Annotated in this window: 9 protein-coding genes; 2 read left to right on the top strand and 7 right to left on the bottom strand. The window is 67.1% G+C overall.

Translation table 11 applies throughout. The features are described from left to right. Positions 1-136 precede the first annotated feature (136 nt). From KF780_07225 to KF780_07210, 4 genes are read right to left on the bottom strand one after another with little or no spacing between them, the layout of a single operon-like run. The gene (locus KF780_07225; GenBank protein MBX3561592.1) at positions 137-994 is read right to left on the bottom strand and encodes a metallophosphoesterase; all 858 of its coding nucleotides are present in this window, start codon (positions 992-994) and stop codon (positions 137-139) included. A 41-nt stretch (positions 995-1,035) separates the two neighbouring features. Further along, positions 1,036-2,904 carry a cytochrome c3 family protein gene (locus tag KF780_07220; protein ID MBX3561591.1) on the bottom strand — a complete coding sequence of 623 codons (1,869 nt, stop codon included), beginning with the start codon at positions 2,902-2,904 and terminating at the stop codon, positions 1,036-1,038. A 15-nt stretch (positions 2,905-2,919) separates the two neighbouring features. Continuing rightward, complete coding sequence (locus tag KF780_07215) at positions 2,920-3,795, bottom strand: hypothetical protein (protein MBX3561590.1); 876 nt, start codon at positions 3,793-3,795, stop codon at positions 2,920-2,922. Positions 3,796-3,798: 3 nt separating this feature from the next. Beyond that, entirely contained in the window at positions 3,799-6,237 is a 2,439-nt protein-coding gene (locus tag KF780_07210; GenBank protein ID MBX3561589.1) for a cyclic nucleotide-binding domain-containing protein, read from the bottom strand. 148 nt (positions 6,238-6,385) lie between these two features. On the opposite strand from KF780_07210, the gene KF780_07205 reads away from it, so the two are divergent. Continuing rightward, entirely contained in the window at positions 6,386-7,339 is a 954-nt protein-coding gene (locus KF780_07205; protein MBX3561588.1) for a tetratricopeptide repeat protein, read from the top strand. Between the two features lie 57 nt (positions 7,340-7,396). On the opposite strand, the gene KF780_07200 is transcribed toward KF780_07205, so the two are convergent. Further along, the gene (locus KF780_07200) at positions 7,397-8,056 is read right to left on the bottom strand and encodes an OmpA family protein (protein ID MBX3561587.1); all 660 of its coding nucleotides are present in this window, start codon (positions 8,054-8,056) and stop codon (positions 7,397-7,399) included. Between the two features lie 275 nt (positions 8,057-8,331). On the opposite strand from KF780_07200, the gene tagH reads away from it, so the two are divergent. After that, positions 8,332-9,528 carry a type VI secretion system-associated FHA domain protein TagH gene (gene tagH / locus KF780_07195; protein ID MBX3561586.1) on the top strand — a complete coding sequence of 399 codons (1,197 nt, stop codon included), beginning with the start codon at positions 8,332-8,334 and terminating at the stop codon, positions 9,526-9,528. 228 nt (positions 9,529-9,756) lie between these two features. Here the strand turns inward: tagH and KF780_07190 are convergent, their stop codons facing one another. Continuing rightward, positions 9,757-11,877 carry a serine/threonine protein kinase gene (locus KF780_07190; GenBank protein ID MBX3561585.1) on the bottom strand — a complete coding sequence of 707 codons (2,121 nt, stop codon included), beginning with the start codon at positions 11,875-11,877 and terminating at the stop codon, positions 9,757-9,759. Further along, a complete protein-coding gene (locus KF780_07185) occupies positions 11,874-12,635 on the bottom strand; it encodes a serine/threonine-protein phosphatase (GenBank protein ID MBX3561584.1) in 762 nt (253 codons plus the stop codon). Before KF780_07185 ends, KF780_07190 begins: the two co-directional genes overlap by 4 nt. Positions 12,636-12,664: the final 29 nt, after the last annotated feature.

Raw genomic sequence — 12,664 nt, 5'->3', positions numbered from 1 at the left:
GAACAGAACGCCAAAACACTTGGGAAGGGCGTAAACTTCGTAAGGCTCCACGTTCATGCTCTGTATGAACTTTCGCCGCCCTGCCCTGTCGATAAAACAGCGGCGGGACCGACCGCTTCGCGCCGGCCTTGGCGCGCTACGCGTCCTTCTGCTCGTCCGTCACGAGGCGGACCAGCGGCTGCAGGTCCGGCGTATAACGGGCCAGCACCTCATGGTCCTCGGCCGTGTCGATATGGCTCACCAGTGCTTCGCCGTTCCACCAGTGGAGCGCGTAATAAGGATGGTCGGCGATGATCATCGGCCGCGCGTCGGGCCGCTCGGGATCGATCGGCGTCAGGTCCAGCGCCACCTGCGGCGCGGTCGAGGGGCAGACGACCAGCGGCCGCCCCGCCCATTGCGCGACGATCGCCCGGTGGACGTGGCCGGAAATGTAGCCGACCACATTGCCGAAGCCTTCGACGGCGCCCAGCACCCGCTTCGCCCAGGCGGATTCCGGGTCCTCGGTCAGCCAGCCGATGCCGGTGTCAATCGGCGGGTGGTGCAGCACGATGAGGGTCGGCCGATCCGGCGCCTCGGCCAGTCGCGCGCGCAGCCAGGCCGCCCGCGCCGCGCAGAAGGCGCCGCCATGCCGTCCCGGCTCCAGCGTATCGAGCACGACGATCCGCAGGTCATGGCCCTCGATGACATATTGGATGAAGCCGTCACCGGCATGGGGCGCGTCCGGAAAGGCGGCGAGGAAGGCGTCGCGACTGTCGTGATTGCCCATCGCCGAATAGACCGGAAAGGGCAGGCCGGCGATCGCCTCGCGATAGCGGGCGTAGGACACGCGATCGTCGCCGTCGTCGGCGATGTCGCCGGTGACGATGAGCAGGTCCGGCAGCGGGTTGAGCTCGATCAGCACCCGCAGCGCCTGATCGAAGCGCTGGCGGTTGAACTCGTCCGGATCGTCGGCGTCGAAGCCCAGATGAAGGTCGGTGATCTGCGCCAGCAGCATGCGCTCAGCCCGCTCCCGCCCCCGTTTCGGTCACTTCTGCCTTACCGCGCACGCGGCCTCGGCGCCCGTTCCGGCTCCACCCGGATCTCCGTCGTCTGCCAGCGCCGCCCGCGCACCTGCTGACGCAGCAGCATCGCCGGCACGCCGTCGTCGAAATGGTAGTCGTGGCACATGGCGCAGCTGGATGCGACCGGCAGCCGGGTCGTCTCCCCGCCATGGCAGGTCCGGCAGCTCGCCAGGTCCGGCAGCATGAGGTCCGTCGCCTCGCTGGAATTCTGCGCCTGGTGGCAGCTCAGGCAGGCGGCGGAGCCCTCCTGGCGCGGTTCGCCGGGGCGCTGGGTGAACTGGTGCGGCCGGTGATCGAACCAGCCGTGCAGCATGTAGCGCGTCGGGAAGGCGACCGGGCGGACATTGTAGGCTAGCGATCCCGCCGCCGGCGCGTCCACCTGGTGACATTCGAAGCAGGCGCCGCCGGGCGAGAAGACCTGGCGCACCGCCTGTTCGGCGCGCCCGCCGCCGGCCGCGCGCGCCCGTGCCGCCTGGACGGCCGCGCGCACCTGATTGGCGTCGCCCGGCCGCGCCCGGCCCTGCGTGTCGAGCCCGACCCGCTCGCGCGGCGCGGTGCGGTAGAAGGAGAGGATGTCGGCGACGACCTGGTTCGGCTCGCCGTGACGGAGCGTGCGCACCGTGCCGCCGATCTGCTCGAAGGCGAGGCTGTGGCACATGCCGCAATCGCCTTCCATGTCGACCGGCTGGAAGCGCACGCCGTCCGGCGTCGGCACGTGGCAGTCGGAACATTCCATGCTCTGGCCGAAGCCGTATTGCGCGCCGAGCCGGCGGCCCATCTGCGCCACCCCGCCATTGGGATCGAGGTGGAGCGCGTGCGGGAATTTGAGGTTGCTCGCCTCGCGCGCATTCTCGGCGCCCAGCGCCACGCGCTGCATGCGCGGGGTCTGATCGTCCCAGCGGATCAGCACTGTCGGCTGGAACTCGGGATGGTCCGTCTCGAAATTCGCGGCCGAGCCGAACGGCGCGTCGGCCAGCCGCGCCTGGATGTCGGTGTGGCAGTCCGCGCAGAATTGCTGCGGCGTCGGCACCATCTCCTGCGGGCCTTCATGCTCGGTATGGCAATCGACGCAGCGGCCCGGAATGTGGCCAAACATGTTGCCGGCGGCGAGCTGGAAGCGGCCCCACAGGTTGAGATCGGGGCGCGATTGCTGCAGCCGCGCGGCGTCGGCATGGTCGTGGACCGACGTGTGGCAGGCGACGCAGGACGCGTCCTGCACCGGCTGGAACGGCGCGGCGTGACAGGCGACGCAATTCTGCTCCAGCGCCGCGTGCGAGCGCGACAGCGCGCCGGCGCTCCACATCTGATCGGCATGGAAGCCCTGGGCGAGCACGTCGCCCCGATCGCGCTGCCCGTAGAAGGACCAGATCGGCCAGACGAGGAACAGGCCGACCACGACGATGCCCAGCGTCCAGGCGATGGCGCGCTTGCCCGGCATGACCGTGGCGAGCGCGAAGCGCCTGGTGTCGAACTTGTCCTCCTGCTCCTCGGTATCGGCGCGCGCGACGTCGATCGCGACGTCGTCCGAGCCCATTTCGGACGCGAGCACGCGCAGCAGGAACGGGCCGACCTTGATCGTGCCGCCGGTGACGGTGTCGATCTGGCCGAACTGGGTCGTGCTGCCGTCGATCTCGACCGTGAGCCCGGCTTCCGCCGACACACCGATCACACTCGACGAAATCTGCTCCAGCGTCGCGTGGTGCAGCGCGACCGCCAGGTCGTTCAGGCGAATGTCGCAATCGGGATCGCGGCCGACCTTCAAGAGGTCGTCGCGAATCCGCGAGGTGCGCACGATCTCGCGCCCATCGGCGCTGAGGCTGATATTCCGCAGGAGGAACGCCATTTTTCTACTCTCCCCCTACCAGTAGAAAAACACGCTGATGATATGCGCGACGAGCGCGGCGATCAGAACGAACGTCAATGGAATGTGGACGAACAACCACACCTCAAGCAAGGCCCGCCGCTGAATATAGCCGCGCAGGCGGGCCAGGGCCGCCGCCTTCTTCTCCAAAAGCTGGACGACCTGCTCGACCGCGAGCTGCTGCTTGCCCGATGTCTCATCGAGCCGCTGGCGCATATAGGCGAGCGCGGCGCGGTTGCCGCATTTGGGATAATTGCCGGACAGTCGCCGCCAGGCGCCGCCGCCGAACGGGTCCTCGCCGAGCGAGCCGAGCACCACCGCGCTGTCCTCGTCGGAGAGCGGCTGTGCGGAGATCTGGATCTGCTTGTCGAGGCTGTTCACTGCCTCGATCATCTGCGGCCCGGTCATTTCCGAACGGCTGTCGGACAGGCCCTGGGGCAGCACCGCATAGACGGTGATGCCGTAGATGCCGGAGATAATCACCAGCATCATCAGCGCATAGGCAAGGGTGTGGACGTTCCAGCCGAACTGGAAGCCGGTGTGGAGCGTGCCGATGATGATGAGCGCCAGGCCGAGATAGACGTGGGCCGACGTCCAGGCCTTCAGCGACCAGCGCCCGCGCGTCATCGCCCGCTTGCGGATGCCGAGAATCGACAGCCAGAAGATCAGCAGCGCGCCGATCGTGCCCAGGGTGTAGCCCAGCCAGCTCCCGCCATTGTGGCGCGGCTGCACGTCCACCAGGAAATAGACGATGATAGTGAGCAGCGAGAGGACCGCGCCGATCTTGAACCAGCGAAAGCGCCTGTATCTCAGGAAGCTTTCATGGGCCGCCGCATCCCCGAATTCCGCTCTGTCCAACCCCCTGCTCGCCACTGGTCAGCCCCCCTGTCCCATCCTGGCCACCGTCAGAAACTCTTCCGGCGATACGCGGATCGCCGCCCCCGTCGGGCAGGCCCGCACGCAAGCCGGTCCGCCCTCTATGCCGGAGCACATATCACATTTGATCGCCTTTTTGGGCGTTTCCGAACCGACCTTGCCGTCGGTCCATTTCTTGTCCGGTTCGCCCGGCCCGGGCCCCTTGCCGAAGAACAGCCAGGAAAGCAGGCTCGGCTTCTTCGGCGGCGGCTTCGCCATGCGGATCACGCCATAGGGGCAGTTGCGCTGGCAATTGCCGCAGCCGATGCAGGTATCGTTGATATAGACCTCGCCGTCCGGCCCGCGATTGAGCGCGTTGGGCGGGCAATCGGCCATGCAGTGCGGATGCTCGCAATGCCGGCACGAGGTCGGGACGTGGAGATGCGCGTAGGTTCGCCCCGCCTCGCGGTTGAGGCGGGACAGGCCCTCATGGCTGTCGGCGCAGGCCCGCTCGCAATTGTCGCAACCGATGCACAATTTCTCGTCGATCAGCAGCACATCGGTCGCCTCGCCGATGCCGTTCTCGACCAGGAAACCGGCAACCTCCGAATACATGTCGACGACGCCGCCGAAGCTCTGCTTGCGTGCCTCGATGAAGCCGGTCGTCTGCTGGCGCGCCGCCATGTCCTCCTTGAAGCGCGCTCTGAGCTCGGGCTTGCGCTCCAGCAGGCGGCGGAATGCTTCGCCGTCCAGCTTGATCACCTCGGACTTGATCGCGGCGCGGACTGTCGCGGTGCGCCGGCCGCCGTCGATCAGCGCCATCTCGCCGACATAGGAGCCGGCCGGCAGATAGGAGAGGAAGACCGGCTTGCCACCGATCGCCTTCTCGACCACCATCGAGCCCTGGCGGATGACGAAGATGTCGTAGCTTTCGTCGCCTTCGTCGATGATCGTCTGACCGGCCCTGATCGACTTGATCTCGGCCGTCTCCAACACCTCCTTGAGATCGTCGGGCGTAGTGCCGCCGAACATCTGAAGAAGCTGCCGCTCGGTCGCGATCCGGGTGATCTCCTTCTTCGCGGCATTGTTGGTGGCGATCAGCTTCAGCGCGGCGGTGCGCGGAATCTCGACGACGATCGCACCCTCGGCGGTGCGCACCGTCGCGCCGCGCTTGCGGCCGGAGATCAGGCCGACCTCGCCGACAATCGAGCCACGCTCGATCGGCACCGTCTTCGACGGATCGTTGGGATCGATCTCGACCAGCAGCGAACCGTCGGCGATGGCGAACAGCGACGCGCCCGGCTCATTGCGCTGGAAAACGACGTCGCCGGCCCGATAGGCACGCGGCTCGGAATCGAGCAGGAACTCGCGCATCTGCAGCATCGACAGATCGTTGAGAATCGTTACCCGGCGGCGCAGGAAGGCCAGCCATTCGGTGACGCTGCGCGCGCCCGGCAGCGCGGCGAACTTCTGTTCCAGGATCGGCTCGTCCGCCGGCTTCAGATCGGCATTGCCGTTGATGAACTCGATGACGTCATAGCCCTGGTTCATGCAATGCTTGATCAGCGGATAGCCGGCTAGGGCGCCGATCACATAAATGCCCTCGACATTCGTCTCGAATTGCGGCGACAGACCCGGATAGGCGTCCTTGTCGTCGCTGGTGAAGGCGATGCCGCAATCTTCGACGAACTTGCGCGGCGGCGACGTTCCCATGCGCGCGATAATGCGATCACACTTGATCTTCTGCTCGCCGTCGCGGGTTTCGAGGAACAGCCAGCCCGGCGCCACCTTCAACGGCGTCGTCTCGCACATCACGTTGACGCGGCCGGTACGCCCGGCCTCCAGGATCAGATCGATATTGCCCTGCTTCGCGCGGGAAAATTCCGGGCTGCGATTAAGGATGGTGACAGTGTTGTTCTGCTCCGGATCGGCGGCAAGGCCCACGGCATTCTCGATGCCCGCGTCGCCCGAGCCGATGACGGTGATATGTTCATCGACATATTCGCCGGGATCGTCGAGCGTGTACTGAATGTGCGGCAGGTCGCCGCCCTCGCAGCGCATCCTGTTCGGATTGCCCTGCGTGCCGACGCCCAGAATCACATATTCGGCCTTGATTTCCTCGCCATTGGTGAGAGCCAGTGTGAAGTCGCCCTTCTGCCCGGTGATCTTCTTCACCTCGGCATTGTGCTTCACATTGACCTTCTGGGCGGCCACCTCGTCGTCCCAGATGCCGAGGATTTTTTCGCGCTTGCCGGCATCGAAATTCATGTCCGAGCGCAGCACGAGCTGACTCGGCGTCGCCATGACATGCTTGCCTTTCTGATACTTGTAGATCGTATCGGAGAGGTGATCCGTCTTTTCGAGGAGAACGTGACTGAGCCCGAGCGCCGCCGCGCGGCCCGCCGCGCTCATGCCCGCGGGGCCCGATCCGACAATGGCAATCTTGAACGCCGACGCCACTTGCTCCGTCGCTCCCCCACTCGGCCGGTCCCCGAGCCGAAAACGACACTCGAGACGCGCGGAACCGGCAGCCTGTTTCAGTCTAGCAGCTTCTTTAGGAGACGCCAGACTTGACGTTGGCTTTTTTGCCGTAATGATCGCTGGCCAAATGACCGCACAACCCTCTCCCGCGCGGCGCTTTTCCGCCGCCAGCCTCGCACTCGGCGGCGCCGCGATCCTGGTCGTAGGCGCGCTCGGCTACCGTCTGCTGGCGGGCGGCGACGGCGATGCCGGCCCGCCCGAGGTCAACGCCGCCGCGGTGGCCGCCGGAAGCGAAGCGGAATCGATCGAGGACATGATCGCCGCCCTGCAGGAGCGCGTGCGCCAGGATCCGGACAATCACCGCGACTGGTTCCTGCTCGGCTTGGCCAGCCGCGAGAGCGGGAATCACGCCGCCGCCGAGCAGGCCTTCCGCCGGGCTATGGAATTGTCGCCGCAGGATGCGGACTATCGCGCCTATCTCGCCGAAGCGCTGCTGCTGCGCGGCGGCAATTCGCCGCCGCCTGAAGCGGAACAATTGCTGCGTCGGGTGCTGGAGCTGCAGCCGGGCAATGCTCAGGCGCGCTACTATCTGGCGACGATCCGCGATGTCCGCGGCGACCATCGCGGCGCGGTGGACGATCTGATCGCCCTGCTCAACGACGCGCCTGAAGGCGCGATCTGGGAATCGCAGGTGCGTCAGGCGGTGACCGGTATCGCCGTCGCCAACAATATCGACATCGAAGGCCGCCTGCCCGCGCCGCGCCAGCCGGTACAGTCCACCGCGACCGCTGCCATTCCGGGCCCGACGCGTCAGGACATGGAGGCCGCCCGTGCGCTTACGCCGACCCAGCAGGGCGAAATGGCGCAGGACATGGTGAGCCGCCTGGAAGCGCGACTACGCCAGAATCCGCGCGATGCCGATGGCTGGATCATGCTGATGCGCTCGCGGATGGTGCTGAATGACCGGGATGCCGCGCGCGCGGCGCTGCAATCAGGTCTTGCCGCCTTCCAGGGCGACGCCGCGGCCCAGCAGCGGCTGCGCACCGCCGGCACCGAACTCGGCGTGCCCAACCCCTCATAAGGGAACGACCGCGCCTCCGTCAGGAAGCGCGGCCGCCTGATCGCCAGTTGAACGCGGTCAGGAAACCCTGACCGCCTCCACGCGGCGATTGTCCGGATCGGACGCGCGCGTTCCCTGCAGCGGCCGGTCATAGCCATAGCCGCGCACATCGAGCCGGCTGCGCGCCACGCCCTGCGCAACGAGATAGTCGGCGACCGCCTGGGCGCGACGTTGCGACAGGCTGACATTGGTCGCGCGGCTGCCCGAGCTGTCGGTATGCCCCTCGATCGCCACCCGCATCGTGGCGAGCTGAGGACGCTGCAGCGCCTCGGCGAACGCGCGGATCTGCGCCTGGGCGGCCGGCGACAGCACGGCGGAGCCCAGCCCGAAGCTCAGGCTGAGATCGACCCGACCGGGCTGGCGGCTGATGACGCGGGGCGCGCGCGCGGTGTTGCGGGCGGCCTGTTGCGCCGAAGGACGCGCGCGCGGCGCCGGGCGGCGCGCGGTGTTGCCGGCACTGGGCGAACTGGTCGAAAGCGAGAAGCCGCGCGATGCGCTGACGCGGCCGCCTTCCGGCGTGGTCGCTGTCGGCTGCGGCGTTTCGTCCGCCTGCTCATCGGCGCATTCGCCGGTGAATGCGCAGACATAATCGTCGGCAGTCGCCGCATCCTGGGCGAGCGCCGCATGCGGCAGAGCCGCCATGGCGGAGACCAAAAGGGTCAAACCGATCTTACGCATATTGCCTCCTGAAAGAAGTCAACACCCCCCCGATGGGTGCGTTCGGTATTGGGGCTTCATTACTCCATGTCGTGCGGGCCAACAAGGCAAGCCTCGCCCGCGACCGATACGCGCTCCAATAGACCCCCATATCTGAACATTGTTTGACCAGAACGACCCTGCTAGTTTCCCGCGCGGAGCGGGCCGGGCGGCCCGTCGTCCCCGGCTCCGGGTTGCCATCGGCTCCGCCCTGGGTCGGCCAAGTCATTAGAATCGCGAGGTTTGCGAGCGGCCGCATGACCCTGATCCTGACCATCCGTAACGCCGAGGCGATCGGCGAGGGGATTGAACCCCGTTTCGCGCTGGACGGCGATTTCGCCATGATCGGCCGCTCCCGCAACTGCGACTGGAACTTGGCCGATTCGAACAATGTCATTTCCTCGCGCCATTGCGAGATTCGGCGCGAAGGAGACGGCTTCGTCCTCAAGGATATCAGCACCAACGGCACCTTCTTGAACGATGCCGGCGAGCGGATGAGCGGCGAACATCCGATCGCCGCCGGAGATGTGCTGCGCATCGGCCATTATGAGGTAATTGCCTCGTTCGAGGAGACCGGTGCGGCACCGGAACCGGAGCCACTTCCTCCTCCTCCGCCTCCTCCGCCGCCACCGCCGCCACCGCCTCCGGCGCCACCTCCCCCGGCGCCCGAGCCGGAAACGGCATCAACGGCACAAGCGGCACTTGCCGCCGAAGCCGCCGTTCCGGCCGAAGAAGAAGACCGGGTACCCGAGAATGTGACGGTGATGTGGGATTCGCTCGCCGACATGAACAAGGTGGACTGGGCGCGCGGCGGCTTCGGCACGACGGATGCGACGGCTGAAGCCGTCGACACCGACACGGCGGACGGGCTGATCGAGGCCTTCGTCGCCGCGACCGCGCTGAGCGATCGCGACGTCCAGCGCTCGCCTGAGCTGATCCGCAAGGGCGGCTCGCTGCTGCGGCGGCTCGTCTCCGGCCTGATCGTGATGGTCGAGGCGCGGGCCCGGGCCAAGGCGCAAATGGGGGCCGAGGCAACCGCGCTCCAGCTCGACGGCAACAATCCGCTCAAATTCGCGCGTTCGCCCGAGCAGGCCCTGGCCCAGCTCCTCAATCCGCCCGAAAGCGGCTTCATGGACGCCGACAAGGCGGTCGAGGATGCCTATCTCGACCTGCAGTCGCATCAGGTGGCGACCCTGTCGGCCATTCCCGGCGCGCTGCGGGCGACGCTCGAACGCTTCTCGCCCGGATCGATCCGCCGCCGCGCCGCTAAGGCCGGCGTGCTCGCCCGCATCATGCCTTCATTGCAGGACGCCGCCTTGTGGCGGAACTACGAGAAGGAATATGTGAAGGTGAAGAACGAATCCGACGAAGCCTTCATGGAGGTCTTCTCGAAGGAGTTCCGCAAGGCCTATGAGCGCCAGCTCCGCGAGGGCTTCGGCGACCGGGAACGCTGAGCCCCGGCGGCTGGAAATGTAGGATTTCTTCTGTCAGGGTCGCCCGCGACTCGGAGCATCGGCTCCGCTTCGCCGGCTCTTTGATCCGTGAGCTCCCCTTTTCCGTTCGTGAATGCCCTTGGGGAGGAGAGGCCCCTCCCCCACGTAGCATCAACTTAGTCAACTTCCGCGCGCCGCCGGGCTCTCGCGCGGACATCCGCTGCGAACGCCGGATGCGGGCCTGGGTGTTTAGTCCTTGTTGCCGTCCGAGGGCGGCGTGCCTCCCATCGTGTCGAGTACCGGCCCGCCGCTGTTCGCTTCGCGGTCCACGGATTCGAACCAGACCATCTCAACCCGCCAATTGCCCTGCGCGGCGGCCGACAGGAATTGCTGTTGCCAGGACGGCCCGCGCGCGCCGACCGGCGGCGCGACGGTCGCGGCGTCGAACGGTCCCTGGCCAGTGATCAGAATGATGCCGGACCAGCCCTGATGGTCGAGATCGATGTTGAGCCGGTAGCGGCCATTGCCGTCATTGGTGATGGGCCGGCCATTGGTGGAATTGGCGACCAGCGCATCGAATCCGGCGCGATTCGGGATCAGCGGCGTGATGACGCCCGACGGCTCAATGCCGACGATCACGAAATCCTGGCTGGCATCGGCGAAGTTGAAGTTGATCACCGTGTTGGAGGCATTCTCGCCGGCATAAGGCGTGCCGGGCGGCTGCATCACCATCTCGAAGCGCGGCTGCGGCACCGATAATTTATAGTCGGACGAGGCGCGCACCTGGCGGTAGGTGTCGAGGGTGGCGCAGCCCGCGGGCGTGATCGGGGCGACATCGCCGAAATCGAGCCGCGCATTGGCGAGTCCCGCGCCGGTCAGCGCCTGGCCGATCTCGCGCTCGGCGGCGGCGGCATCGCCGGCAACCCCGCGCATCGCGATGCGGACGCCGTCCGCGCCGCCTTCCACCCCGGCGATGTCGAGCCAGGTGCAGCTGACCGACGGCAGGACGGAATTGACCGCAGCGCGCGCCGCCTCGACCGGATCGCCGGGATTGGCGACCGCGACCTGGTTTCCCATGCCCGGGATCAGGCCGCCGGTATTGCCGCCCATCAGATACCAGGCGCCGGCCCCGACCGCGAGCGCGGCGGCCAGCACGCCGCCGATCAGCAGGCCCTTGGACGCCCCGCCCCCTCCGCTCGGCGTCGCCGCCACCGATTGCCGGCCCGTCGCGGGCGGCGGGGGCGGCGGCGGTGCGACCGCCGCACCGCCCAGCATCGCGATAACGTCTTCCATCGAGCGCAGCCGTTCCTTGGGATCGGGCCGCAGCATCGCCTCGATGGTCGGCTTGATATTGGCGGGAATGGCCGCCAGGTCCGGCCCCTTGCGGCGCTTGTCGATGGCATCGACCAGCGAGCCCGACATGTTGACGTTCTTGCCGCTCGCCACCGCCAGAACGACGAGCGCCAGGCTGTAGACGTCCGTCCACGGTCCGACCTCGCGGCCATAATCGCCAAGCTGCTCGGGCGCGACATAGTTCAGCTTGCCAGCGAAGCCGTCGCCGACGATCGTCGCAGAGCTGGCATCGAGATCCTTGGCGATGCCGAAATCGATGATCTTCGCCTGGTGAACGTCACCGCCGGCGAGCAGCACATTGTCCGGCGACATGTCGCGGTGAATGGCGCCCAGCTTGTGGGCGGCGCCGAGACCGGAAGCGAGGCGCTTCAAGAGGCCGGCCAGCTCATCGGGCGAGCGCTCGACCTTGCCGAGCACGTCGGCCAACTCGACGCCCTCGATGAACTCGGTGACGATGTAGAGCACGCCGAGATTGGGCTCCTGCGCGAGCACGCGGTAGGAGACCAGCGCCTCGTGCTGGAGCTTGGTGAGCGTGCGCGCTTCCTTGCGGAACATCGCGACGACCTTCTCGTCCGCCGCCATCGCCGGGAGCATCACCTTGATCGCGACGCGCTCGTCGGTGTTGACGTTCACGCCTTCGAACACCTCGCCCATGCCGCCGCGCGCGAGGAAACGCTTCACCTCGAAGATATGATTGAGCACGTCGCCGATCTGGATCGCGCGCGCGCCTTCCACGGGCGTGAAATTGGTCGGGCTCACCCCGGCGCTGGTCTGCGGCGGCGCCGGGGCCGGTGCGGGATCGACGGGCGTCTCCGCCGGACTTTCGGTTGCCGGCGATTCGGATTCTTCGGATGCCGGGGTTTCCGACGCGTCAGCTTCGGTCGGCACTTCCGGTCCGGTACTCTCCCCTTCCGGCGCGGGAGGCGTGGCCCCGGCCCCGTCAAGCGCGCCGGACGGCATGAACACGGTGCGTTCCTCGCCGTCGTCGGGCGCTTTCTTGTCCTTGTCTTCGCTCATGATTTCACCGGTTCCGGAAAGGAGAGGAGGGTGGGCTCATTGGCCCAGATCGCGATCACCGTGACATTGTCCGGCGCGCCATTGGCGAGTGTCAACTCAACCAGCTCGCTGGTCGCGCGGTCGGGCGAGCCGCGGGTGAGGAGACGGCCGATATCGGTTTCCTCGACATAGCCGTGCAGCCCGTCGCTGCACAGAAGGAAGGCGTCGCCGGGCACGACCTCGCCGGTCACCCGGTCCACCTGCATCTCGTCGCGCACGCCGACCGCGCGCGACAATATGTGGCCCATCGGATGGCCGACCGCCTCCTCGGGCCGCATGATGCCGCGATCGACCATTTCCTGGACCTGGGTGTGATCGCGGCTGAGCTGGATCAGCTCGCCGTCGCGCAGGACATAGGCGCGGCTGTCGCCGACCCACTGGATCGCGTAGCGCCCGCCGTGGATGAGCAATGTCACGACCGTCGAGCCCATCTGGCGCTGCCGCTTGCCCGCTTCGATCAGGATCGCCCGGTTGGCCTTGTGGATCGCCGCCTCGATCGCGTCGCAGGCCGCGTCGAAATCCTCGGCCGGCTCGATCTCGCCCAGTTTCTCGACGATCTTGGCGGAAGCCCATTCGCCGCCTTCATGCCCACCCATGCCGTCGGCCACCGCCCATAGCCCGTTGGTCTCGGCGGCGTAGAAGCTGTCCTCGTTATGATCGCGCACGCGCCCTTCATGTGTGCGTGCGCCGCTTTCGATGCGGAAGGGGACGATCTCCATGGTGCCGATCAGCTGCCGGAGGCCCGCGC

The sequence above is a fragment of the Sphingomonas sp. genome (assembly GCA_019635535.1).
In the GTDB taxonomy this organism is placed as follows: domain Bacteria; phylum Pseudomonadota; class Alphaproteobacteria; order Sphingomonadales; family Sphingomonadaceae; genus Allosphingosinicella.
Note: the sequence above shows the minus strand (reverse complement) of the source record. Positions and strands in the feature narration are given on the sequence as shown.